This window comes from Streptomyces sp. BB1-1-1 (genome assembly GCF_031597775.1).
GTDB lineage: Bacteria > Actinomycetota > Actinomycetes > Streptomycetales > Streptomycetaceae > Streptomyces > Streptomyces thinghirensis.
On sequence record NZ_CP134203.1, the window covers coordinates 6,793,667 to 6,817,184 of the forward strand.

The 23,518-nt window shown below is 72.0% G+C and carries 23 protein-coding genes and 1 tRNA gene; 11 read left to right on the forward strand and 13 right to left on the reverse strand.

Going from position 1 to position 23,518, the window contains the following annotated elements:
- Positions 1 to 7: 7 nt before the first annotated feature.
- Positions 8 to 535, reverse strand: a complete 528-nt coding sequence (locus RI578_RS31110) for a gluconokinase (protein WP_310874170.1) — start codon at positions 533 to 535, stop codon at positions 8 to 10.
- A 137-nt stretch (positions 536 to 672) separates the two neighbouring features.
- On the opposite strand from RI578_RS31110, the gene RI578_RS31115 reads away from it, so the two are divergent.
- Positions 673 to 1,374, forward strand: coding sequence for a FadR/GntR family transcriptional regulator (locus RI578_RS31115; protein WP_310874171.1), 702 nt, complete (start codon positions 673 to 675; stop codon positions 1,372 to 1,374).
- 17 nt (positions 1,375 to 1,391) lie between these two features.
- Here the strand turns inward: RI578_RS31115 and RI578_RS31120 are convergent, their stop codons facing one another.
- Together RI578_RS31120 and RI578_RS31125 are read right to left on the reverse strand one after the other, a co-directional pair.
- On the reverse strand, positions 1,392 to 1,766 hold the full coding sequence (locus tag RI578_RS31120; RefSeq protein ID WP_310874172.1) for a YchJ family metal-binding protein: 375 nt from the start codon (positions 1,764 to 1,766) through the stop codon (positions 1,392 to 1,394).
- Between the two features lie 72 nt (positions 1,767 to 1,838).
- Positions 1,839 to 1,926, reverse strand: a tRNA-Leu gene (locus RI578_RS31125).
- A gap of 149 nt (positions 1,927 to 2,075) precedes the next feature.
- Between RI578_RS31125 and RI578_RS31130 the strand changes: the two genes are divergently transcribed.
- The 3 genes from RI578_RS31130 to RI578_RS31140 all read left to right on the forward strand — a co-directional run bounded on the left by RI578_RS31130 (position 2,076) and on the right by RI578_RS31140 (position 4,862).
- Positions 2,076 to 3,401, forward strand: coding sequence for a M20/M25/M40 family metallo-hydrolase (locus RI578_RS31130; protein WP_310874173.1), 1,326 nt, complete (start codon positions 2,076 to 2,078; stop codon positions 3,399 to 3,401).
- A 221-nt stretch (positions 3,402 to 3,622) separates the two neighbouring features.
- Complete coding sequence (gene chpH / locus RI578_RS31135; protein ID WP_121746052.1) at positions 3,623 to 3,856, forward strand: chaplin ChpH; 234 nt, start codon at positions 3,623 to 3,625, stop codon at positions 3,854 to 3,856.
- Between the two features lie 178 nt (positions 3,857 to 4,034).
- Positions 4,035 to 4,862 carry a chaplin gene (locus RI578_RS31140; protein WP_310874174.1) on the forward strand — a complete coding sequence of 276 codons (828 nt, stop codon included), beginning with the start codon at positions 4,035 to 4,037 and terminating at the stop codon, positions 4,860 to 4,862.
- A 120-nt stretch (positions 4,863 to 4,982) separates the two neighbouring features.
- Here RI578_RS31140 and RI578_RS31145 read toward each other — a convergent pair whose 3' ends face one another.
- Positions 4,983 to 5,171, reverse strand: a complete 189-nt coding sequence (locus RI578_RS31145; RefSeq protein WP_055416095.1) for a DUF5703 family protein — start codon at positions 5,169 to 5,171, stop codon at positions 4,983 to 4,985.
- 47 nt (positions 5,172 to 5,218) lie between these two features.
- On the opposite strand from RI578_RS31145, the gene RI578_RS31150 reads away from it, so the two are divergent.
- Positions 5,219 to 6,016, forward strand: coding sequence for a hypothetical protein (locus RI578_RS31150; protein WP_310874175.1), 798 nt, complete (start codon positions 5,219 to 5,221; stop codon positions 6,014 to 6,016).
- 153 nt (positions 6,017 to 6,169) lie between these two features.
- On the opposite strand, the gene RI578_RS31155 is transcribed toward RI578_RS31150, so the two are convergent.
- The gene (locus RI578_RS31155) at positions 6,170 to 8,506 is read right to left on the reverse strand and encodes a helix-hairpin-helix domain-containing protein (RefSeq protein WP_310874176.1); all 2,337 of its coding nucleotides are present in this window, start codon (positions 8,504 to 8,506) and stop codon (positions 6,170 to 6,172) included.
- Positions 8,503 to 9,489 carry an aldo/keto reductase gene (locus RI578_RS31160; RefSeq protein ID WP_310874177.1) on the reverse strand — a complete coding sequence of 329 codons (987 nt, stop codon included), beginning with the start codon at positions 9,487 to 9,489 and terminating at the stop codon, positions 8,503 to 8,505. The genes RI578_RS31155 and RI578_RS31160 overlap by 4 nt, the downstream gene beginning before the upstream one ends.
- A 112-nt stretch (positions 9,490 to 9,601) precedes the next feature.
- On the opposite strand from RI578_RS31160, the gene RI578_RS31165 reads away from it, so the two are divergent.
- Positions 9,602 to 10,657, forward strand: a complete 1,056-nt coding sequence (locus RI578_RS31165; RefSeq protein WP_310874178.1) for an LLM class F420-dependent oxidoreductase — start codon at positions 9,602 to 9,604, stop codon at positions 10,655 to 10,657.
- 246 nt (positions 10,658 to 10,903) lie between these two features.
- Positions 10,904 to 11,692 (forward strand): ferritin-like domain-containing protein, encoded by a 789-nt coding sequence (locus RI578_RS31170; RefSeq protein WP_310874179.1) that lies wholly within the window; start codon positions 10,904 to 10,906, stop codon positions 11,690 to 11,692.
- A gap of 24 nt (positions 11,693 to 11,716) precedes the next feature.
- Here the strand turns inward: RI578_RS31170 and corA are convergent, their stop codons facing one another.
- Positions 11,717 to 12,718 (reverse strand): magnesium/cobalt transporter CorA, encoded by a 1,002-nt coding sequence (gene corA / locus RI578_RS31175; RefSeq protein WP_310874180.1) that lies wholly within the window; start codon positions 12,716 to 12,718, stop codon positions 11,717 to 11,719.
- 61 nt (positions 12,719 to 12,779) lie between these two features.
- On the opposite strand from corA, the gene RI578_RS31180 reads away from it, so the two are divergent.
- The 4 genes from RI578_RS31180 (at position 12,780) to mshC (ending at position 16,270) form a co-directional block, all read left to right on the forward strand.
- Positions 12,780 to 13,466 carry a histidine phosphatase family protein gene (locus RI578_RS31180; protein ID WP_310874181.1) on the forward strand — a complete coding sequence of 229 codons (687 nt, stop codon included), beginning with the start codon at positions 12,780 to 12,782 and terminating at the stop codon, positions 13,464 to 13,466.
- A gap of 76 nt (positions 13,467 to 13,542) precedes the next feature.
- Positions 13,543 to 14,133, forward strand: a complete 591-nt coding sequence (locus tag RI578_RS31185) for a DUF3090 domain-containing protein (RefSeq protein ID WP_121746046.1) — start codon at positions 13,543 to 13,545, stop codon at positions 14,131 to 14,133.
- Positions 14,097 to 14,927 carry an SCO1664 family protein gene (locus tag RI578_RS31190; protein ID WP_310874182.1) on the forward strand — a complete coding sequence of 277 codons (831 nt, stop codon included), beginning with the start codon at positions 14,097 to 14,099 and terminating at the stop codon, positions 14,925 to 14,927. The genes RI578_RS31185 and RI578_RS31190 overlap by 37 nt, the downstream gene beginning before the upstream one ends.
- Before the next feature lie 113 nt (positions 14,928 to 15,040).
- Positions 15,041 to 16,270, forward strand: a complete 1,230-nt coding sequence (gene mshC / locus RI578_RS31195; RefSeq protein WP_310874183.1) for a cysteine--1-D-myo-inosityl 2-amino-2-deoxy-alpha-D-glucopyranoside ligase — start codon at positions 15,041 to 15,043, stop codon at positions 16,268 to 16,270.
- Positions 16,271 to 16,352: 82 nt separating this feature from the next.
- Here the strand turns inward: mshC and parJ are convergent, their stop codons facing one another.
- The 6 genes from parJ to RI578_RS31225 form a co-directional block, all read right to left on the reverse strand.
- The gene (gene parJ / locus RI578_RS31200; RefSeq protein WP_310874184.1) at positions 16,353 to 17,345 is read right to left on the reverse strand and encodes a filament polymerization regulator ParJ; all 993 of its coding nucleotides are present in this window, start codon (positions 17,343 to 17,345) and stop codon (positions 16,353 to 16,355) included.
- Positions 17,346 to 17,497: 152 nt separating this feature from the next.
- On the reverse strand, positions 17,498 to 18,169 hold the full coding sequence (locus RI578_RS31205; protein WP_310874185.1) for a FadR/GntR family transcriptional regulator: 672 nt from the start codon (positions 18,167 to 18,169) through the stop codon (positions 17,498 to 17,500).
- Between the two features lie 147 nt (positions 18,170 to 18,316).
- Positions 18,317 to 19,933 carry a glycerol-3-phosphate dehydrogenase/oxidase gene (locus tag RI578_RS31210; protein ID WP_310874186.1) on the reverse strand — a complete coding sequence of 539 codons (1,617 nt, stop codon included), beginning with the start codon at positions 19,931 to 19,933 and terminating at the stop codon, positions 18,317 to 18,319.
- An 8-nt stretch (positions 19,934 to 19,941) separates the two neighbouring features.
- The gene (gene glpK / locus RI578_RS31215; protein ID WP_310874187.1) at positions 19,942 to 21,480 is read right to left on the reverse strand and encodes a glycerol kinase GlpK; all 1,539 of its coding nucleotides are present in this window, start codon (positions 21,478 to 21,480) and stop codon (positions 19,942 to 19,944) included.
- Between the two features lie 85 nt (positions 21,481 to 21,565).
- Positions 21,566 to 22,360 carry an MIP/aquaporin family protein gene (locus RI578_RS31220; protein ID WP_310874188.1) on the reverse strand — a complete coding sequence of 265 codons (795 nt, stop codon included), beginning with the start codon at positions 22,358 to 22,360 and terminating at the stop codon, positions 21,566 to 21,568.
- A 340-nt stretch (positions 22,361 to 22,700) separates the two neighbouring features.
- Positions 22,701 to 23,465, reverse strand: a complete 765-nt coding sequence (locus tag RI578_RS31225; protein ID WP_310874189.1) for an IclR family transcriptional regulator — start codon at positions 23,463 to 23,465, stop codon at positions 22,701 to 22,703.
- Positions 23,466 to 23,518 lie beyond the last annotated feature (53 nt).

The following is a 23,518-nucleotide window of genomic DNA, read 5'->3' on the forward strand; positions in this document are numbered from 1 at the left end:
TGGGGGGTTACTGGGTCGGCTCGGGAAGGTCCGTCAGGGCGTTCATCGCCCGTTCGGCGATCTCCTCCGGGGTGCCGGCGACGTCCACCGCGACTCCCGCCTCGTCCGGCTCCAGGGGCTGGAGCGTGGCGAACTGGGAGTCGAGCAGGGCCGTCGGCATGAAGTGCCCCTGCCGCCCCGACATCCGCTCCTCGATCAGCTCGCGGCTGCCCGTGAGGTGTACGAAGACGACACCGGGAGCGCCGGCCCGCAGCCGGTCGCGGTACGACCGCTTCAGCGCCGAACTGCTCACCACCCCGCCGAGCCCCGCCCGCCCGTGCGCCCAGTCGCCGATGGCGTCCAGCCAGGGCCAACGGTCCTCGTCGGTGAGCGGGGTGCCGGCCGTCATCTTGGCGATGTTGGCCGGCGGGTGGAAGTCGTCGCCCTCGGCGTAGGGAACGCCGAGCCGGGCCGCGAGCAGGGGGCCGATGGTGGTCTTACCGGTGCCCGCTACGCCCATGACCACGACGACATGGGGGGTGTGCAGTCGCTGCATCGCACTCTCGCTGTCTGCTGTCTTCGTCGACACGTGATGTCGACGTAACTGAAACCCATTAGGTACGACGAATTCAAGAGTCTGTGACATATAAGTCTGACTTTTTGTTCCCGTGATCTGCCCCGTACGCTGAGTGCATGAGCACACCGGGCCGAGGGCTGCACGGCCGCGTACTGGACACCCTCGGCCCCGCGATCACAGCGGGCGAGTACCCTGCGGGCAGCGTTCTGCGCACGGACGAGCTGGCACAGCGTTTCGAGGTGTCGCGTTCCGTGATGCGGGAGGCCGTGCGAGTGCTGGAGTCCATGCACCTGGTCGAGTCGCGCCGCCGCGTCGGCGTCACCGTCCTGCCCGAGTGCGAGTGGAACGTCTACGACCCGCAGGTCATCCGCTGGCGCCTGGCCGGCTCCGAACGCCCGCGGCAGCTGCGCTCCTTGACCGTGCTGCGCTCGGCCGTCGAACCGGTGGCGGCGGGCCTGGCGGCACGGCACGCCACGTCCGAGCAGTGCGCCGAGCTGACCGAGTGCGCGCTCGGCATGGTCGCCAACTCGCGCGGCCACAAACTGGAGGCGTACCTCTTCCACGACGTGGCCTTCCACCGCGTCATCCTGACCGCCTCCGGCAACGAGATGTTCGCCCGCCTCGGCGGCGTCGTCGCCGAGGTCCTGGCCGGGCGCACCCACCACGACGTGATGTTCGAGGATCCCGACCCGGCCGCCGTCACCCTGCACGTCCAGGTCGCCGAGGCGGTGCGGGCCCGGGACGCCGAGCGCGCCGAGCGGCTGACCCGGGAGATCACCGTCGGGGCGCTGCAGGAACTGGACATCCTGGCGCCCTGAAGCCATGCCGGGCGGATCTACGCCAGGAACTCCCCGTCGACGTACACCCACGCCCCGTCGACGCGCTCGAACCGGCTCCGCTCGTGCAGCGAGCCACCGCGGTAGGACGCCCGGAAGGTCACGGTCCCGGTGGAGTGGAAGGCGGACCCGTCGCTCGTGCCCAGGATCTCCAGACCGGTCCACCGCATTCCCGGGTCGAGGTCGAGGCGCTCGGGACGCGTCCTCGGGTGCCACGTCCGCAGCAGGTAGCCCCCGTCCAGGCGCACGAAGGCGCTGTAGCGCGAACGCATCAGGGCCTCGGCGGTCGGCGCGGAGGCGGCTCCCGCGTGGAAGCGGCCGCAGCACTTCTCGTACGGCCCGGACAGCCCGCACGGGCAGGAAGGCGTGGTCATGGCGGCCATTGTGCCCGGTCCGGGACACGCCCCGGAAAAGCAGAAGACCCCTGCCGCGGCAGGGGTCTCGACTGGTGTCCGAGGGGGGACTTGAACCCCCACGCCCGATAAAGGGCACTAGCACCTCAAGCTAGCGCGTCTGCCATTCCGCCACCCGGACAAGGTGTCTGTCGTGCGGGCTGTTGCCCGCGGCGACGACGTAAACATTACCAGGCTTTCCGGGATGGCCGATCACCCCCTCCTTGGGCCCGGACGGTCCGGGGAGGAGGATGAGGGGGACCCACCAGCAGTGACAGCGGGAGGAACCACGTGAGCGACTCGGGCACGGCCAGGAGCGTCACCGGCGAGGACGAGGTCGTCGACCTCTGCCGCGAGCTGATCCGGATCGACACCAGCAACTACGGCGACCACTCGGGTCCGGGCGAGCGCAAGGCGGCCGAGTACGTCGCCGAGAAGCTCGCCGAGGTCGGACTCGAACCACGGATCTTCGAGTCCCACCCCGGACGCGCCTCCACGGTGGCCCGGATCGAGGGCGAGGACCCGTCCCGGCCCGCGCTCCTCATCCACGGCCACACCGACGTCGTCCCGGCCAACGCGGACGACTGGACCCACCACCCCTTCTCCGGCGAGATCGCGGACGGGTGCGTGTGGGGGCGCGGCGCGGTCGATATGAAGGACATGGACGCGATGACCCTCGCGGTCGTCCGCGACCGGCTGCGCAGCGGGCGCAAGCCTCCGCGCGACATCGTGCTGGCGTTCCTCGCGGACGAGGAGGCCGGCGGGACGTACGGCGCCAAGCACCTGGTGCGCAAGCACCCCGAGCTGTTCGAGGGTGTCAGCGAGGCGATCGGCGAGGTCGGCGGGTTCTCCTTCACGGTCAACGAGAAGCTGCGGCTCTACCTCGTCGAGACCGCCGAGAAGGGCATGCACTGGATGCGGCTCACCGTCGACGGCACGGCCGGGCACGGCTCGATGACCAACGACGACAACGCGATCACCGAGCTGTGCGAGGCCGTGGCCCGGCTCGGCCGGCACAAGTGGCCGGTCAGGGTCACCAAGACCGTACGGGCCTTCCTGGACGAGCTGTCCGACGCGCTCGGCACCGAACTCGACCCCGAGAACATGGAGGAGACCCTCGCCAAGCTCGGCGGCATCGCCCGGATGATCGGCACGACCCTGCGCAACTCGGCGGCGCCCACCCAGCTCGGTGCCGGCTACAAGGTCAACGTCATCCCCGGCCAGGCCACCGCGCACGTCGACGGACGCTTCCTGCCCGGCTACGAGGAGGAGTTCCTCGCCGACCTCGACCGCATCCTCGGCCCGCGCGTGCGGCGCGAGGACGTGCACGCCGACAAGGCGCTGGAGACCGACTTCGACGGCCGGCTCGTCGACGCCATGCAGACCGCCCTGCGCGCCGAGGACCCGATCGCGCGCGCGGTGCCCTACATGCTCTCCGGCGGCACCGACGCCAAGTCCTTCGACGACCTCGGCATCCGCTGCTTCGGCTTCGCGCCGCTCAAGCTGCCGCCGGAGCTGGACTTCGCGGGCATGTTCCACGGAGTGGACGAGCGGGTGCCGGTGGAAGGGCTGCAGTTCGGCGTGCGGGTGCTCGACCGCTTCATCGACGGGTCCTGATTCATCGACGCGTCCTGATTCATCGACGGGCCCTGATTCGCCGACACGTCCGGATTCGCCCGATGAAACGTGACTTCCGCACGCGACGGTATTCGGCCGCACGTGCGGGAGTCGACCGGGAAGAGTGAATGCGCTCATAAGCTCGTAGCCTCATTAGTTCCTCCTCGTTACAGGTGATGCGATCAGCAAGCTGGGATCGCGTTTGCCAACTAGGAGGAATAATGTTCAAGAAGGTCGTCGCCGCCGCGGCTGCCACCGGCGGTCTGGTTCTCGCGGGCGCGGGCATGGCCGTCGCCGACTCCGGTGCCCAGGGTGCCGCCGTGCACTCGCCCGGCGTCCTTTCCGGCAACGTCGTTCAGGTGCCCGTGCACGTCCCGGTGAACGTCTGCGGCAACACGGTCTCCGTGATCGGTCTGCTGAACCCCGCCTTCGGCAACGTCTGCATCAACAAGTGACGTTGTGCCTCGCCCTGTGAGGGTCTGAGTCCGCCGGCCCCGGAGCGCGCGCCACGCGCTCCGGGGCCGGCGGCCTTTGGAGCCCTTCGAGGGCGGGGAACGACGGCGACGTCGGAATTCCCGGCGTTCTCGGCATTCTCGGTACTAGCGGGACTAGGGCAAGGCAGGGATTCAGGAAATGCGACAGGTCACCCGCAAGGGCCTGATGACGATGGCGGCCGCCACCGGCGTGATCGCCGCCGCGGGCGGCACCGCCCACGCGGACTCGGGGGCGCACGGCTCGAGTTCGGGTTCGCCCGGCGTACTGTCCGGCAACACGGTGCAGGCACCGGTGCACGTGCCGGTGAACGTCTGCGGCAACACGGTCGACGTCATCGGTGTCCTCAACCCGGCGATGGGCAACTCGTGCGCCAACCAGAGCGGCGGCGCGTCCGGCGGTTACGGCGACTCCGAGGGGCAGGGCGGCTCGCACGGGGGCTCGCACGCCGGCGGGCACGCCACCGACTCACCCGGCGTCGGCTCCGGCAACCACGTGCAGGCGCCGATCCATGTGCCGGTGAACGTCTGCGGCAACAGCGTCGACGTCGTCGGCGCCCTCAACCCGACCACCGGCAACGACTGTGGCAACGGCGGTGGCGGGGATCACTCGACGCCGCCCGGCGATGGCCACGAGACGCCGCCCGGGGACCCGGGCGACCCCGGGGAGCCGGGCGACCCTGGAGACCCGGGCGACCCTGGAGACCCGGGCAACCCCGGAGACCCGGGCGACCCCGGAGACCCGGGGGAGCCCGGCACTCCGGGCAGCCCGCCCGACTCGGGCGACGAGACGCCGGGGGGCTCCTCGCACGTCAACCAGCCGGGCACCCGGACCGTCGCCCAGCCGCAGGGCGACGCGCAACTCGCCGAGACCGGCAGCGACCTGCCTCTGGGCCTCGCCCTGCCGGTGGGCGCGGGCGCGCTGCTCGCGGGCACGGTGCTCTACCGCAAGGCGCGCGCCTCGGCGTGACGCCGCTCGGGCCGGGCGACCGGCACGTACAGCGGGCCCCGCACCGGCGGGGCCCGTTCCGTCTCCGGTTCCGTCACTCGCGCGTGGTCGAGCCCGGTCACCGGCTCACCAGGTACCGGCTCACCAGGTCGCCCGTACCTGGCGGATGATCCGCCGCCGCAGCCGCACCTTGCGGCTGCCGTCGCGCAGCAGGCTCAGGCGGTACAACTCCCAGTGTCCGTACTCGGCGTGGTCGGTCAGCAGACGTGTCGTCTCCTTGCGGGAAACCCCGCGCGGCAGGTACACGTCGACAAATTCGTATTCCGGCATCGCATCTATTGTGCGGGCTGGTGCCCGGTACGGATAGCGTCTGCACTATGTCTGATGCTGCGCAGCCCACCGCTGCCGAGGTACGCGCCGCCGCCGAGGCGGTCAAGACCGCGCTCGACCGCCACCTGGCCGCGGTCGAACGCCGGTCGGGGGAGGACGACCCGACCGTCTACGACGCGTTCAACCAGCTGGCCGCGGCCGCGGAGGCGTACGACGAACTGCTCTACGACCGTTACGACGAGGTCACCCCCTTCGAGATCCCCGGCGCGGACGACTCGATGCCGCCGTACACGGGCCCCGAGGAGCCCAGCGCGCTGAGCGTCCTGATCCGACGTGACTACGCCGTGGCCGAGCCGCAGCGGCTGATGGCCCAGGCCCGGCGGATCGAGGCGGCGGACGACGAGGGGGCGGGCATCGAGGCCTCCGGCACGGTTCACGGGGCGCTCGGCCTCCTGTTCGGCGAGTTCGAGCCGGACGAGATCGCCTCCCGACACAAGGAGTTCGGCCTGGAGGAGGGCGACTCCACGCTCTGGGTGACGGCCGCGGACGAGGCCGCCGAACCCGGCGAGTGGCTGGAGGCCCCCTTCGAACAGGCCGACCCGCAACGGGTGGTCTGCCGCTTCGACGTCAGCGCGGTGTTCGACGACGAGTTCGACGACGGCCTCGATGACGACGAGGACGACGCGGCCGGTGGCGGTGGCGTGCGGGAGCTGGAGGAGGACCTCGACACGGATCTGGACGAGGATCTGGACACGGACGAGGATCTGGACGCGGACGAGGACCTCGACCCGCACGGGGACGAGGCCGACGACCGTGACGAGGACGGTGAGCGGGCGCGGCTGTAGGCGGGCCGCTGAGCGGCGGGTCGCTGAACGGCACGACGGCGGCGGTCACGGGGATTGTCCCCGTGACCGCCGCCGTCGCATTCGCCCAGGCCGGTCCGGCAGGGCGGCCTGGGCGAGGTGTCCGGGCTTACGCGGCCCGGTGTGCTCCCGGGATCAGCCGTCCACCGGCACCTGCGGCGCGAGCAGCACCGGCAGACGGGTCGTGCGCGGCTTCGCCGGGACCTCGGCCACGGCACGGGGCAGCGCCTGCTCCACGCCGTGCACCACGGACAGGTGGCGGGCGGCCCGGCCGAACGCCGTGTAGATCCAGGGGCGGCTGAGGGCCTGCGCGGCATCGCCGGGCAGGACCACGACCACCGCCGGCCAACGGCCGCCCACCGCCTGGTGCGCGGTCAGCGCCCATCCGTGCCGTACGGACTGCTCCACCCGCTCCTTCGGTACGACGACGGCCTCGCCCGCGCACGACAGGTGCAGCCCGTCGGCGTCGGCCTTCACCACCCGGCCCGGCAGCGTACGGCCCGGCACGGGGGAGTAGGCGACACGGTCCCCGGGGTCGAAGCCGCCGAAGCGGCCGGGGCCCGGGTTCAGCCGCTCCTTCAATGCGGCGTTGAGGACCCGGGTGCCCGCCGCGCCGCCGTGGCCCGGCGTGATCACCTGGGTCTCCTCGGTGGGGACGCCGATCGCACGCGGAACCGAGTCCGCGACGAGCTGGACGGTGCGGTGCACGGCCTCGCCCGCGTCCCGCACCGGCACGATCACGACCTCCTTGCCGGGCGCCTCCACCTGGCCCAGCTCTCCGATGCCGATGCCGGAGACCAGCTCCCCGAGCGGGCCCGGGTCCGGGCGCCGGGAGGCGGTCTGGGGGCAGACGCGCGCCGCCAGCAGATCCGCGAAGACCCGCCCGGGCCCCACGGACCCCAGCACCGCCGGGTCCCCGGCCAGCACCAGCCGCGCCCCGTCCGGCAGCGACTCCGCCAGCAGGGCGCCCGCCTCGACGTCCAGCTGCGGCGCGTCGAGCACGACCAGCAGATCGAGGTCCAGCGCACCGTCCGCGTCCCGCCCCGGCCCCTCGGCCCCGGCCAGCAACCCGGCCAGGGTGACGACGGCGGGACCGGCGGGGACGGAGACGTCCGGGGCGGTGGGGGCAGGAGGCTGTGGCGCGGACGACGGGTCGCCCAGCAGGGCGGCGAAGCGGTCACGGCCGAGTGGTCCGGGTGCGGCGGCCCAGGCGCGCAGGCCCAAGGCGTGCGCGGCGTGCAGCAGGGCCGCCGGTTCGGCCAGGGACGCCTCCCCGCCGGTGTGCAGGACCAGCCCGTGGTCCGCGACGGCGCGGATCAGGTCGGCGGCGGACCCCTGCGCGGAGGCGGCGGCGCGCTCCCAGTCCGCCGCGGAACCGTCCTGCTTCGGCGCCGAGTTGGCCAGCCGGGCCAGGCCGTCGGCGAGGCTCTCCTCGGCGAGCGCGTACCGCTCCAGACCGACCAGGACCCGGACCGGACGCTCCTCGTCCTCGTCCGTCCCCTCCGCCCCGCCCGCGGTGTCGTCCTGGCGGACACCGGTCTCCTCCAGGGCGTCCTGGAAGGCCAGCGCCTCGCCCTCCGCGAGTGTGCTCTGCACGGCGGCGTCGGGGTCCGGCACGCCGCGCTGGGCCAGCGTGGCCGTGAGCCGGGGCAGCTCCAGGGCCGTGTGCCCGGCCAGGGCGGCCTGCTCCAGCAGCCACACCGTGACCGCGCGGCCGCGCCGCTCGTCGTCCGGGCCGCACGCCGCGCCCAGCAGCGCCCGGGCGAAGCCGTCGGCCTGCTCCGGCCGCACTCCGCCGACCCGGAGCAGCTGCCAGGGGTCGGCGCGCAGCGCCTCCTCCGCGCCCTCACCGAGGAGCGCGGCGGTCTGCGGTGCGAGCGTCTCGGGGGCGCCGCCCTCGGCCAGTACGCCCCGCACGGACTGGACGGTCTCCGGCGCGGGTCCAGCGGGCCCGGCGGTCGCCTCGGCCGGCGCCGGCCGAGGCTGCCGTACCGGTTCCGGGGCGGGACGGCGCGGGGCGGGCTCGGGGTCGCCGAAGACCGTGGCCGCCGGCTTCTCGCCGCTCTCCACGGCCCTCACCGCGGCGAGCAGATCGGCCGCCGTGCCGCTGAGTTTGGTCCCGGCGTCGATCGGGGCCTGCTTCTCGGCCTTCCGCCGCTCGATCCGCTCCCGCACGAGCCGCTGAGCGGCCAGCTCGGCCTCGGCCTCGGAGACCTGAGCCGCCGCGCCGCCGCCGTCCGCGCTCTCACCACCCGGCTGCCCGGCGGGCATCTCGTCCCCCGCGTCGCCGGCCTCCCCGGCAGCAGCCTCGGCGTCGGGAGCCCGGCCGTCGGCCGGCACCTCGGTCCCGTCGGCCGGTACCTCGCCCCCGGCGGCGTCCGGCTCGGCCCCGTCCGCGGTGCCCGGGGTCTCCGGCCCGGCGTCCACGGCGTCCGCGGTGTCCTCAGAGACGGGCTCGGGCTCCGTGCTCACAGCGTGCTCCAGTCGTGATCGGGATAGCGGTGCACGGGCGTCGACACGTCGTCGAGAGCCCGGCAGATCTCGTCAGGAAGACTAAGGGTCTCCACTGACAACGCCGCCGTGAGCTGCTGCGCGTTGCGCGCGCCGACGATCGGGGCGACCACGCCGGGCCGGTCCCGGACCCAGGCCAGCGCCACCTGGAGCGGCGTCACCGCGAGCCCGTCCGCCGCCGTCGCCACCGCGTCCACGATGTGACCGGCCGTGTCGTCGAGGTAGGGCGCGACGAACGGGGCCAGATGCTCCGAGGCGCCGCGCGAGTCCGACGGCGTCGCGTCCTTGCGGTACTTGCCGGTGAGGACCCCGCGGCCCAGCGGCGAGGAGGGGAGCAGACCGATGCCCAGGTCCAGGGCGGCCGGCAGCACCTCGCGCTCGATGCCCCGCTGGAGCAGCGAGTACTCCATCTGCGTGCTCGCCAGCCGGTTCCGCACGCCCGGTGCCGCCAGCTGCCAGGTCGCCGCCTTGGCCAGCTGCCAGCCGCAGAAGTTGGACACTCCCGCGTACCGGGCGCGTCCGCTGCTCACCGCCACGTCGAGGGCGTGCAGCGTCTCCTCCAGCGGCGTGTGCGGGTCGAAGGCGTGCAGGTGCCACACGTCGACGTGGTCCGTGCCGAGACGGGCCAGCGAGGCGTCCAGCGCGGAGAGCAGGTGGGCGCGCGAACCGTCGAAGCGGCGGTCGGGATCCGGCACGCTGCCGGCCTTCGTGGAGATCACCAGGTCCCGACGCGGAACCAGGCCCTCCATGAGCCGCCCGAGCAGATACTCGGACTCCCCGTCGCCGTACACGTCCGCGGTGTCGACGAGGGTCCCGCCCGCTTCCCAGAAGGTTTTCAGGAGGTCCGCGGCGTCGTGCTCGTCGGTGTCCCGGCCCCAGGTCAGGGTGCCGAGACCGATGCGGGACACGCGCAGGCCGGTGCGGCCGAGATGCCTCTGCTCCATGAACGCCGACATTACTGGCCACGGCTTGCGCTGTGGGGGCCTGTGGACAACCGAATTCCCGCGCTAAGGTCGGGGCCCAGAAAACGTTACTCATCAGTAAGGGGAATCGGCCATGCAGCTCGGGATCAACCTCGGCTACTGGGGTGCCGGAATGGACGCGGACAACCTGGCCGTCGCCCAGGAGGCCGACCGGCTCGGCTACGCCGTCTGCTGGGCCGCCGAGGCCTACGGCTCCGACGCGGCCACCGTGCTCACCTGGGTCGCCGCCCAGACCGAGCGCATCGACGTGGGCTCGGCCATCTTCCAGATCCCGGCCCGCCAGCCCGCGATGACCGCGATGACGGCCGCCACCCTGGACTCCCTCTCCAAGGGCCGCTTCCGCCTCGGCCTCGGCGTCTCCGGACCGCAGGTCTCCGAGGGCTGGTACGGCGTCGAGTTCGACAAGCCGCTGGCCCGCACGCGCGAGTACGTCGAGATCGTGCGCAAGGCGATGACGCGGGAGCGGCTGTCGTACGAGGGGCAGCACTGGACGCTGCCGCTGCCCGGCGGCCCCGGCAAGCCGATCAAGCTGACCGTGCACCCGCAGCGCGAGCACATCCCGCTGTACATCGCCGCGATCGGCCCGAAGAACCTGGAGCAGACCGGCGAGATCGCCGACGGCGCCCTGCTCATCTTTCCGTCCGCCGACCACCTGGAGGACACCGCGATCCGGCACCTGCGCGCCGGGCGCGAGAAGGCGGGCAAGACCCTCGACGGCTTCGACGTCTGCCCGACCCTGCCGCTGGCCCTCGGCGACGACAAGGACGTCACGACGCTCGCCGACACCTTCCGGCCCTACACCGCGCTCTACGTCGGCGGCATGGGCAGCCGCAAGCAGAACTTCTACAACCAGCTCGCCCAGCGCATGGGCTACGAGGCGGAGGCCGCCGATATCCAGGAAAAGTACCTGTCCGGCGACAAGCAGGGTGCCGGCGCGGCCGTCCCGCACGACCTGATCGACCAGACGACGCTGCTCGGTTCCGTGGACCGCATCGCGGACCGGATGAAGGCCTACGCCGCCGCCGGCGTCACCACGCTGACCCTCGCGCCCGCGGGCTTCACCCTGGACGAGCGGCTCGCCGCGCTCCGCGCCGGCACGGAGGCCCTGGAGCGGGCCGGACTCGCGTAGGGAGCCAGGTCCGTCGGTGGGTTTCTGCGGCCGTGGTGGGGGCTCGGGGGTCTTCCCCGCCACGGCCGTCACGGATAACAACGCGCCCACGCGCGTGTGGTTACGCCTCCTCGCGCTCCCGGCCGTCCTTCTTTTGGCTGAGTTGCCGCCCGTACCTGTTGCCGCCCCTCATCTCCCGCACTTGACTCGGTCTTTGCGGAGTCTGCGGAACCTGCGCCACCTTGCAGAGGCAGAGAGGTGCCACCGATGCTTTCGGCCAAGAGTCTGTTCCAGGAGATCCTCGACAACGACGAGTCGTTCCGTCTTTTCTGCTCCATCGCGGCCAGCGGCGAGTCGCAGGGCGGCTGGGAGAACGCGCGCATCGCGGCGCTCGTACCGGAGAGCGAGCGCGCGCTCGCCCCGAAGATCACCCGGCACGGCGCGGACGAGGACAAGCACGGACGGATCTTCCACGCCCTGCTGAAGAAGCGCGGCCTCGAACCCGTCGCGGTGCCCCCCGAGACCGACTACACCATGCTCCTGGAGCGGCACGGCATCGGCCTCGCCCACGAGAAGCTCAAGGCCGACGCGCCCCTCACGGAACGGGACATCATCACCTACCTCGCGCACAGCAGGGTCACCGAGCAGCGCGCGGCCGAGCAGATGGCGATGCTCCTCAAGTACTTCGCGGACCACCCCGACCTGGGCCGGGCCGTCCGGATGATCTCGGCCGACGAGGACAACCACCTCGCCTACTCCCACGAGGAGCTGCTGCGCTTCGCCGCCGCCGGACACGGCCGGTACATCCAGCGGACGCTGCGCGAGTGCGCGCTCGCCGAGATCCGCGTCCACCGGGACGTCAGCCTCGCGGTGATGGACCGTATGGGGCGCCTCCTCGGCTGGCCGCGCACCAGGTCGGCGATGCTCGCGGCGGGCATCCACGCGATGTACGCCTACGAGCGGCTGGCCGGCTGGCACCGCATGGTGACGCTGCGGACACCCGAACGGCGCGACGCGCTGGGCGGTCCCGCCGCCGCGGCCCCGGAGGTCGCCTGACGGCCGACCGCGGGCCACCTGGCCCTACAGCCAGCCCCGGCGCTTGAACAGCCGGAACAGCAGCACCTCCAGAGCGGCCATCAGCACGATCACCGCCGGGTAGCCCCACTCCCAGTGCAGCTCCGGCATGTGGTCGAAGTTCATGCCGTAGACCCCCGCGAGCATCGTGGGGACCGCCGCCATGGCCGCCCACGCGGAGATCTTCCGCATGTCGTCGTTCTGCCGGACGCTCGTCTGCGCCAGGTGTGCCGACAGGATGTCCGAGACCAGCCGGTCCAGGCCCTCCACCGACTCGTTCACGCGCGTGAGGTGGTCGCTCACGTCGCGGAAGAACGGCCGCGCCTTCTCGTTCACGAACGGCACCCCGGCGCCGAACGCCCCCGTCCCCGTCCCCGCCAGCCGGGCCAGCGGCGGCGCCAGCGGGCCCGTCGCCCGGCGGAACTCCAGTACCTGCCGCTTGAAGGTGTAGATCCGGGACGCGGTGTGCCGCGAGCCGCCGCCGTCCGGGGAGAAGACCTCGGCCTCCAGCTCCTCCAGGTCGTTCTGCAGCTCGACGGCGACGTCCAGGTAGTGGTCGACGGCGGCGTCCGCTATCGCGTACAGCACCGCGGTGGGCCCCTTGCCGAGCAGCTCGGGCTCGTGCTCCAGTCGCTGCCGTACGGTCTTCAGCGGGGCGCCCTCGCCGTGCCGGACGACGACCACGAAGGCGTCGCCCAGGAAGATCATGAGCTCGTCGGTGGAGACGGCGTCGCTCTCCGGCTCGTACACCACCGGCTTGAGGACGGCGAAGAGCGAGTCCTCGTACACCTCCAGCTTGGGCCGCTGGTGGGCCTTCAGGGCGTCCTCCACCGCCAGCGGATGCAGCCCGAACTCCTGGGTGACCAGGTCGAACTCGTCCTCCGTCGGTTCGTGCAGCCCGATCCAGACGAAGCCGCCCGCGGTCCGCGCCTCGCCGAGCGCGTCGGAGAAGTCCTCGGGTCCGTCCGTGCGGTGCCCGTCCCGGTAGATGGCACAGTCGACGATCACCGAACGCATTCTCCCTTCGCCCCGGCGCCCTCGCACCGCGCCGTACGCCTACCCTGGCCGCATGCCCACGCTGATCCTGGTTAGGCACGGACGTTCCACCGCCAACACCGAGGGGCTGCTCGCCGGCTGGACGCCCGGCGTCGCCCTCGACGAACGCGGGGCCGCGCAGGCCGCCGCGCTGCCCGGCCGGCTCGCCGCCCTGCCCCTCTCAGAGATCGTCGCCAGCCCGCTGCAGCGCTGCCAGGAGACGATCCGCCCACTGCTCGACGCCCGGCCCGGGCTGAAGGCGCACACCGACGAACGGATCGGGGAGTGCCACTACGGCGACTGGTCCGGCCGCAAGCTCGCCGAGCTCAAGGACGAGCCCCTGATGGAGGTGGTGCAGGCGCACCCCTCCGCCGCGGCGTTTCCCGGCGGCGAGTCGATGCGCGCGATGCAGACCCGAGCCGCCGAGGCGGTGCGCGAGTGGAACGCGCGCGTGGAGCGCGACCATGGCGCCGACGCCGTCTACCTCATGTGCTCCCACGGCGACATCATCAAGTCCCTCGTCGCGGAGGCACTCGGCCTCCATCTCGACCTCTTCCAGCGGATCTCCGTCGAGCCCTGTTCCGTCACCGCGATCCGCTACACCCGGCTGCGCCCGTTCCTCGTCCGCCTCGGCGACACCGGTGACTTCGCCTCCCTGGCCCCGCACGAGGAGCCCCCTGGCGACCAGGCCCCCGTCGGTGGTGGTGCGGGCGCACCGTGATCGTCGGCCGCAGTAGGGTGAAGCGGTTGCAGCAGTGCCCCCGCTTACCTTCCCCCGACTTCCATGGAGACAGGACGTGTCCCGTCAGGTGTTCCTCTACGACCAACCGGAACGTTTTGTGGCCGGTACGGTCGGGCTGCCCGGGCGCCGTACGTTCTTCCTCCAGGCCACCGCAGGCTCCCGGGTGACCAGCGTGGCCCTGGAGAAGACCCAGGTCGCCGCTCTCGCCGAGCGCATGGACGAACTCCTCGACGAGGTCGTACGGCGCAGCGGCGGCAGCACCGTCGTCCCCGCCATGGCGCCCACGGAACCCGCCGACACCGCCCCGCTGGACACCCCCGTCGAGGAGGAGTTCCGGGTCGGCACCATGGCGCTGGCCTGGGACGGTGAGGACCAGCGCATGATCGTCGAGGCGCAGGCCCTCGTGGAGCTGGACGCCGAGTCCGAGGAGGACCTGGCGGAGGCCGAGGAGCGGCTGCTCCAGGACGAGGAGAACGGCCCCCCGATGCTCCGGGTCCGCCTCACCGGCGCGCAGGCCAGGGCCTTCGCCAAGCGCGCCCTCGACGTCGTCAACGCCGGGCGGCCGCCGTGCCCGCTGTGCAGCCTCCCGCTCGACCCGGAAGGACACGTATGTCCGCGCCAGAACGGATACCGCCGCGGAGCGTGACCACCGACGCGGCGGCCGCCGAGTTGCTCGCCCGGGGCGAGCTGACCGTGCGCGGACGCATCCGTGACGCCTCCAACGCGGCGCTGTACTGCACGGTGACGCACGAGGGACGCGAGGCGGCCTGCATCTACAAGCCGGTCGCCGGGGAGCGGCCCCTGTGGGACTTCCCCGACGGCAGCCTCGCCCAGCGCGAGGTCGCCGCGTACGAGGTCTCCGAGGCGACCGGCTGGGGGCTCGTGCCGCCCACCGTGCTGCGCGACGGTCCGTACGGCGAGGGCATGTGCCAGCTGTGGATCGAGGCGGTGCCGGAGACGGAGCTGCTGGCCCTGGTGGAGGACGAGGAGCCCGGACCCGGCTGGAAGGCGATCGCCCTCGCCGAGGTCGGCGAGGGCCGTACCGCGCTGCTCGTGCACGCCGACGACGAGCGGCTGCGCCGGCTCGCCGTGCTGGACGCCGTACTCAACAATGCCGACCGCAAGGGCGGCCATCTGCTGCCCGCGAACGGGGAACGGCTGTTCGGCATCGACCACGGGGTGACCTTCCACGCCGAGAACAAGCTGCGCACCCTGCTGTGGGGCTGGGCGGGGGACCCGCTCACCGGGGAGGCCCTGGCGGTGCTCGACGCCCTCGGAGAAGCCCTGAAGGACGGCGGGACCCTGGCGATCCGGCTCGGCGCGCTGATCACCCCCGCCGAACTCGACGCCACGCGCGCGCGTGTCGACGCGCTGCTGGCCTCCGGGAAGCACCCGGAGCCGAGCGGCGAGTGGCCGGCCATCCCCTGGCCGCCGGTCTAGCGAGCCGGTACCGCCCCCACCGCACAACGGCCGGTTTCGCGCAAGAGCGCCTAACCGGCCATCCGGCCCGGTCCGGTTCGTGTACGGAACACCCGTCCGGTTACGCTCATGACATGCATGCCTGGCCCGCTTCCGAGGTCCCCGCCCTGCCTGGTCAGGGTCGCGACCTGAGGATCCACGACACCGCGACCGGCGGCCTGGTCACTCTCGACCCCGGTCCCGTCGCCCGCATCTATGTCTGCGGCATCACGCCGTACGACGCCACCCACATGGGGCACGCGGCGACCTACAACGCGTTCGACCTCGTACAGCGCGTGTGGCTCGACAACAAGCGGCAGGTTCACTACGTCCAGAACGTCACCGACGTCGACGACCCACTGCTGGAGCGGGCCGTGCGCGACGGCGTCGACTGGACCGCCCTCGCCGAGAAGGAGACCGTCCTCTTCCGCGAGGACATGACGGCGCTGCGGATGCTGCCGCCGCGGCACTACATAGGCGCCGTGGAGGCCATACCCGGCATCGTCCCGCTCGTCGAGCGGCTGCGGGACGCGGGCGCGGCGTACGAGCTGGAGGGCGACACCTACTTCTCCGTCGAGTCCGACCCCCACTTCGGCGGCGTCTCCCACCTCGACGCCGCCGCCATGCGGCTGCTCTCCGCCGAGCGCGGCGGCGACCCGGACCGGCCGGGCAAGAAGAACCCGCTCGACCCGATGCTGTGGATGGCCGCTCGCGAGGGCGAGCCCAGCTGGGACGGCGGCTCGCTCGGCCGCGGGCGCCCCGGCTGGCACATCGAGTGCGTCGCCATCGCCCTCGACCACCTCGGCATGGGCTTCGACGTCCAGGGCGGCGGCTCCGACCTGGCCTTCCCGCACCACGAGATGGGCGCCTCGCACGCTCAGGCGCTCACCGGCGAGTTCCCCATGGCCAAGGCGTACGTGCACGCCGGCATGGTCGGTCTCGACGGCGAGAAGATGTCCAAGTCCAAGGGCAACCTGGTCTTCGTCTCGCAGCTGCGCCGCGAGGGTGTCGACCCGGCCGCCATCCGGCTCACGCTGCTCGCCCACCACTACCGCTCCGACTGGGAGTGGACGGACCAGGTGCTTCAGGACGCGCTCGCCCGGGTGGAGCGCTGGCGCGCCGCCGTCTCCCGGCCCGACGGCCCGCCCGCCGAGGCGCTCGTCGAGGAGATCCGCGAGGCCCTCGCGAACGACCTGGACTCCCCGGCCGCGCTCGACGCCGTCGATCGCTGGGCCGCGCTCCAGCAGGAGAGCGGCGGCACGGACATCGGCGCGCCCGGCGTCGTCTCCCGCGCGGTCGACGCGCTGCTGGGCGTGGCGCTGTAAGCGGGCGCACATACCGAATCAGCAGGTGCACAGACGAAAGCAGGGGCGCTTCCCGGCGGGAAGCGCCCCTGCTGCCGTTCGCTCAGTCCTCCGACGACTCCTCGTCGTCCCCGCTCGTCTTCGGCGGCCTCGGCGGACGCGTACGGCCGCTGGGATTGTCCCGCAGATACGGCGTCCCGGAGGTGCCGTCGCCGCCGTCCGCAGTGGCGTGGCCGCCCGGCCCGCCCGGTCCGGAGCCGTCCCGGCGCCGCAGATACCGCTCGAACTCGCGGGCGATCGCCTCGCCCGACGCCTCCGGCAGCTCCGCGGTGTCCCGGGCCTCCTCCAGCGACTGGACGTACTCGGCGACCTCGCTGTCCTCGGCGGCCAGCTGGTCCACACCCACCTGCCAGGCACGCGCGTCCTCGGGCAGCTCGCCCAGCGGGATGCGCACGTCGATCAGGTCCTCCAGCCGGTTCAGCAGGGCCAGCGTGGCCTTCGGGTTCGGCGGCTGCGACACGTAGTGCGGCACCGCGGCCCACAGCGACACGGCCGGTACGCCCGCGTGCGTGCACGCCTCCTGGAGGATGCCGACGATGCCCGTGGGACCCTCGTACTTGGTCTCCTCCAGGTCCATGCGCCGGGCCAGGTCGGCGTCCGACGTGGTTCCGCTGATCGGGACCGGACGGGTGTGCGGCGTGTCGCCCAGCAGGGCGCCCAGGACGACCACCAGCTCGACGCCCAGCTCGTGGGCGAAGCCCAGCAGCTCGTTGCAGAACGACCGCCAGCGCATGGACGGTTCGATGCCGCGGACGAGGACCAGGTCGCGTGGTTTGTCGCCGCCGACCCGGACCACCGAGAGTCTCGTCGTCGGCCACGTGATCTTGCGGACGCCGGCTTCCATGAACACCGTGGGGCGGTTGACCTGGAAGTCGTAGTAGTCCTCGGCGTCCAGCGCCGCGAACACCTCGCCCTTCCACTCCCTGTCGAGATGCGCGACCGCGGTGGAGGCGGCGTCGCCGGCGTCGTTCCAGCCTTCGAACGCGGCCACCATGACCGGGTCGACCAGCTCGGGAACCCCCTCGAGCTCGATCACCCAGCGCCTCCTTCCGACGTGCCCTCGCGTACCCCCCAACCTTACGGCGTGCCGAGGGACCGCCCGCAGCCCCCTTGCACGGGGGAGTGAACGCATCACTGCCCCGTTCCCGGCGGCCGGACACCCGCCGCCAAGGCCGGATCGGAGCCGGGTCAGAGGGTGGAGCGCAGCCACTGCTCCACGGACGCGATGTGCACCGTCGCCCAGGAACGCGCCGCCTCCGCGTCCCGGCCGCGCAGCGCGCCGAGGATCGCGCGGTGCTCGTACAGGGTGCGGCTGACCGCGTCCTCCTGGGTGAGCCCGCGCCAGACGCGGGCCCGGGTGGTGGGCCCGGACAGACCGTCCAGGAGGGAGCAGAGCACCGAGTTGCCCGAGGCTCCGACGATGCCCCGGTGGAACTCCAGGTCGCAGGCGACCAGTTCCTCCACCGACGGCTCGGCGCCGAGGGCGTCCAGCCCGCCCTCCAGCTCGTCCAGCACCCGGTCGGTGATCCGGGAGGCCGCCATCGCGGTCGCGGCCGGCTCCAGGATGCGGCGCACGGCGAGGAACTCCAGCACCGTGTCGTCGCGGTGGAAGTCGACGACGAAACCGATGGCCTCCAGCAGGAGCTGCGGATCCAGGCTGCTGACGTAGGTGCCGTCGCCCTGCCGCACGTCCAGGATCCGGATCAGGGACAGGGCGCGCACGGCCTCGCGCAGGGAGTTGCGGGACAGCCCCAGGCCGGCGGCGAGCTCGCTCTCCTTGGGAAGCCGGTCGCCGGGCCGCAGCGCGCCGGAGACGATCATGCCCTTGATCTTCTCGATCGCCTCGTCGGTGACCGCCACGGCCGACCTCCCTGTATCTCCGGGATGCCGCTCAGACATCCGATGTCTCTCGACATTATGAAGGGCGGCGCGGCGTGCGACGCGCACGCGTGAGGCGGCGGCTCCATCGGCGCGGAGCCGCCGCCTCACGCAGCGGGTGGCCAGGTCCTACTTCTTGTCGAGCAGGTCCTGGACCTTCGCGCGGACGTCGTCCGTGGCCAGGCCGCGGATCGTCAGCGTGGTCCGCCGGCGCAGCACGTCGTCCTGCGTCTCGGCCCACTCGTTGTCCCGGGCCCACACGACCTGCGCCCAGATCTCCGGGGCGTCGGGGTGGACCCGCTCGGCCAGCTCCGGGTTGTCGTTGGCCAGGCGGGCGATGTCGAAGGCCAGCGAGCCGTAGTGCGTGGCCAGGTGCCGGGCGGTGTCCGCCGCCATGCGCGGGCCGGGCGCCGGGCCGTCCACCAGCAGCCGGTGCGCGACCGCGCGCGGGTTGGCCACGCCGGGCAGCGGCAGCTTCTTCGGCAGCGAGGCGATCGGCTCGAAGTCGTCGCCCAGCGGGTGGCCCGGCAGCGCCTCCAGCTTCTTCATGACCGTACGGCCGATGTGGCGGAAGGTGGTCCACTTGCCGCCCGCGACGGACAGCATGCCGCCCCGGCCCTCGCTGACGACCGTCTCGCGCTTGGCCTTCGCCGTGTCACCGGGACCGCCCGGCAGCACGCGCAGACCCGCGAAGGAGTACGTGATCAGGTCCCGGTCGAGCTGCTGGTCGCGGATGGAGAACGCGGCCTCGTCGAGGATCTGCGCTATGTCCTTGTCGTTGACCGCGACGTCCCCCGGGTCGCCCTCGAACTCCTCGTCGGTCGTGCCGAGCAGCAGCATGTCCTCCCAGGGGAGGGCGAAGGTGATCCGGTACTTGTCGATCGGGGTGGCCAGCGCGGCCTTCCACGGCGCGGTGCGCTTGAGCACCAGGTGCGCGCCCTTGGAGAGGCGGATGGACGGGGCCGCGTTCGGGTCCTCCATGCGGCGCAGGTGGTCGACCCAGGGGCCGGTGGCGTTGAGCACCAGGCGTGCGCTGACCCCGAACTCGTCGCCGGTCAGCCGGTCCTTCAGCTCGGCGCCGGTCACCCGGCCCTTGGTGAAGCGCAGGCCGGTGACCTCGGCGTGGTTGAGGACGACCGCGCCCGAATCGACCGCCGCGCGGACGGTCATCAGCGCCATGCGCGCGTCGTTCATCTGGTCGTCGCCGTACACGGCCACGGCCTTGAGGTTGTCGGTGCGCAGCTCCGGCACGTCCTGCGCGGCCTTGGCCGGGGAGAGCAGGTGGCCGACGCCGTCACCGAAGGCGGACAGCGCCGAGTACGCGAAGACACCGGCGCCGAGCTTCGCCGCGCCGTGCGGCCCGCCCTTGTACACGGGGAGGTAGAAGGTGAGCGGGTTCGCCAGGTGGGGGGCCACCTGGCGGGAGACCGCACGGCGCTCGAAGTGGTTCTCCGCCACCAGCTTCACCGCGCCGGTCTGCAGGTAGCGCAGGCCGCCGTGGAGCAGCTTGGAGGAGGCGGAGGAAGTGGCACCGGCGAAGTCGCCGGCGTCGACCACGGCCACCCTGAGGCCGGACTGCGCGGCGTGCCAGGCGGTGGAGATGCCCAGGATGCCGCCGCCGATCACGAGAAGGTCGTACGACGCCTTGGAGAGCTGCTCCCGGGTCTCGGCCCGGCTCGGGTTCGAGCCGGAGGCCGGGTGCGTCCCCAGGGCAGGCACGGACTGCAGGGTGGACTGAGTGGTCATTGCGGTTCTTACTCCTCGTCCTCGAGCCAGCCCATGGTCCGCTCGACGGCCTTGAGCCAGCTCTTGTACTCACGGTCGCGGATCTCCGCGTCCATGCGGGGGGTCCACTCGGCGGCCCGCCGCCAGTTGGCGCGCAGGTCGTCGGTGCTGTTCCAGAAGCCGACGGCGAGACCGGCGGCGTAGGCGGCGCCGAGGCAGGTGGTCTCGGCGACCATCGGGCGCACCACGGGGGCGTCCACGAAGTCGGCGAGGGTCTGCATCAGCAGGTTGTTGGAGGTCATGCCGCCGTCGACCTTGAGGGCGGTCAGCTCCACACCGGAGTCCTTCGTCATGGCGTCCGCGATCTCCCGCGTCTGCCAGGCGGTGGCCTCCAGGACGGCGCGCGCGAGGTGCGCCTTGGTGACGTACCGGGTGAGGCCGGCGATCACACCGCGGGCGTCGGAGCGCCAGTACGGGGCGAACAGGCCGGAGAAGGCCGGTACGAAGTAGGCGCCGCCGTTGTCCTCGACCTGCATCGCCAGGGTCTCGATCTCGGCGGCGGTGGAGATCAGGCCCATCTGGTCGCGCATCCACTGCACCAGCGAACCGGTGACGGCGATCGAGCCCTCCAGGGCGTAGACCGTGTCCTGGTCGCCGATTTTGTAGCCGACCGTGGTCAGCAGGCCAGAGTAGGAGTTGATGAGCTTGTCACCGGTGTTCATCACCATGAAGGTGCCGGTGCCGTACGTCGACTTGGTCTCGCCCTCGGAGAAGCAGGTCTGGCCGAACAGGGCCGCCTGCTGGTCGCCGAGCGCGGAGGCGACCGGGATGCCGCCGAGCAGGTCGCCCAGCCGGCCGCCGGTGATCTCGCCGTAGACCTCGGCGGAGGAGCGGATCTCGGGGAGCATCTGCGTCGGCACGCCGATCGACTCGGCGATCTTCTCGTCCCACTGCATGGTGTGCAGGTTCATCAGCATGGTGCGCGAGGCGTTGGTGACGTCGGTGACGTGCTTGCCGCCGTTCACCCCGCCGGTCAGGTTCCAGATGACCCAGGTGTCCATGGTGCCGAAGAGCAGGTCGCCCGCCTCGGCGCGCTCGCGCAGGCCGTCGACGTTGTCGAGCAGCCAGCGGGCCTTGGGGCCGGCGAAGTAGGAGGCCAGGGGGAGGCCGGTCTCGCGGCGGAAGCGGTCCTGGCCGACGTTGCGGCCCAGTTCCCGGCAGAGGGCGTCGGTGCGGGTGTCCTGCCAGACGATGGCGTTGTGGACGGGCTCACCGGTGTTCTTGTCCCAGACGAGGGTGGTCTCGCGCTGGTTGGTGATGCCGATGGCCTTGATGTCGTCGCGGGTGATGCCGGCCTTCTCGACCGCCCCGGCGACGACCTCCTGGACGTTGGTCCAGATCTCGGTGGCGTCGTGCTCGACCCAGCCCGGCTTGGGGAAGATCTGCTCGTGCTCCTTCTGGTCGACGGAGACGATGCGCCCGTCGCGGTCGAAGACGATGCAGCGGGAAGAGGTCGTGCCCTGGTCGATCGCGGCGATGAAGGGGCCTGCGGTGTGAGCGTCGGTCACAGTGTGCTCCTGGGGTTCCGTGGTGTGGTGGCCGGTGCGTACGGCGCGTGTTCTGCGGCTCGATGATGGCCGAGCGGAAGCCCGCTCAGGCGAACGCGACGTTGTAGACACCTGCGGCGAGCGCACCGCCGATCAGCGGACCGACGATCGGGACCCAGGCGTAGGACCAGTCGGAGCCGCCCTTGTTGGGCAGGGGCAGCAGGGCGTGCACGATGCGCGGGCCGAGGTCACGGGCCGGGTTGATCGCGTAGCCGGTCGGTCCACCGAGGGACAGGCCGATCGAGACCACCACGAATCCGGTGATCAGGTAGCCCAGGACGCCGAGGCCGTTGCCCTCGTCGTTCAGGCCCTGGGTGAGGATGGCGAGCAGCAGGACGAAGGTGCCGATGATCTCCGTCGCGAGGTTCTGCGCCGCGTTCCGCACCTCTGGGCCGGTGGAGAAGATGCCCAGCACGGGGCCGGCGCCCTTCTCCTGGGCCTGGACCGCCTTGGCCGTGGTGTCCTGCGCGCCCGGACCGCCGACGATCTCCCGGTCGGTGAGGTGAGCCTGGAACTGGCCGTAGTAGGCGACCCAGACCAGGGTCGCACCGATCATGGCGCCGAGGATCTGTCCGGCGAAGTAGATGGGGACGTTGCCCCACTCGCCGTCCTTGATCGCGATGCCGACCGTCACGGCGGGGTTGAGGTGGGCGCCGGACACCGGGCCCGAGATGTACGCCCCCGTCATGACGGCGAAGCCCCAGCCGAAGGCGATGGCGAGCCAGCCGGCGTTGCGGGCCTTGGAGGCCTTGAGCGTCACGGCGGCGACGACCCCGCCGCCGAGCAGGATGAGTATGGCGGTACCGATGGTCTCGCCGATGAAGATGTCGGAGCTGGACACCCGCGACTCCTTTGTCCTTCGTCCAGGGGAAGCCGAACCCCGGGTCCCTCCGGGTGTTCCGGCGCCCTCGGTGTGAGAGCGATGGCGGCCCTTGGCGTTGTCACACTCTAACGCGTATTGCCGGTAGGTGTTCGACAATGCCGACCGATGGACGCGAGTCTCGCTTCGGCGTCGCGCATGCGTCAAGAGCTCTGTAATCGAAAGCACGATCGTTATTGATCGTCGTGGGCTATCGATCTTCGGGCGCGGCGTGTCCTGCCGGGGAGCTGCCGGGGAACGCGGAAGGCCGGAACGCGTTCGGCGTCCCGGCCTTCGGCTTTCCGACTCGTGCCCGCGTGCCCTAGAACCGTCCGGCGCCCAGGTCCCGCGACACCGCGCGGGCGCAGTCCCGTACCGCCGCGACCAGCTCGGGCCGCAGCTCGCCGTCCCGGCACAGCCGCTCCACGGCCCCGGTGATGCCGACCGCGCCGACCGGCATGCGCCTGCGGTCGTGGATCGGGGCGGCGATGGCGGCGATGCCCTCCCAGGTCTCCTCGACGTCGGCCGCGTAGCCACGCGCGCGCGTGATGTCCAGGATGTGCTCGAACCTGTCCGGCTCGCAGACGGTCCGGTCCGTGTACGCCTTGCGGTCGGCCTCCAGGGCCTCGCTGTGCGCGACCGGGTCGTAGGCCGACAGCACCTTGCCCAGTGCCGTGGAGTGCAGCGGCTGCATGGCCCCGATCTCCAGCACCTGCCGGCTGTCGTCGGGCCGGAAGACGTGGTGCACGATCAGGACGCCCTGCTGGTGCAGGACGCCGAGGTGGACGCTCTCACCGCTGGACCGCGCCAGGTCGTCCGTCCACACCAGGGCGCGTGCCCGCAGCTCGTGCACGTCGAGGTAGGTGGTGCCCAGGCGCAGCAGCTCGGCGCCCAGCTGGTAGCGCCCGGAGGTGTCGTCCTGCTCGACGAAGCCCTCCTGCTGGAGGGTGCGCAGGATGCCGTGGGCGGTGCCCTTGGCCAGGCCCAGCGACGAGGCGATGTCCGACAGGCCGAGCCGCCGCTCGCCGCCCGCGAGCAGGCGCAGCATCGCGGCCGCCCGTTCGAGCGACTGGATGTTCCGTGCCATCGACGTACTGCCTCCGTCCCTTCGACTGCCGACCGCGGCGTCGCTGACGTCGT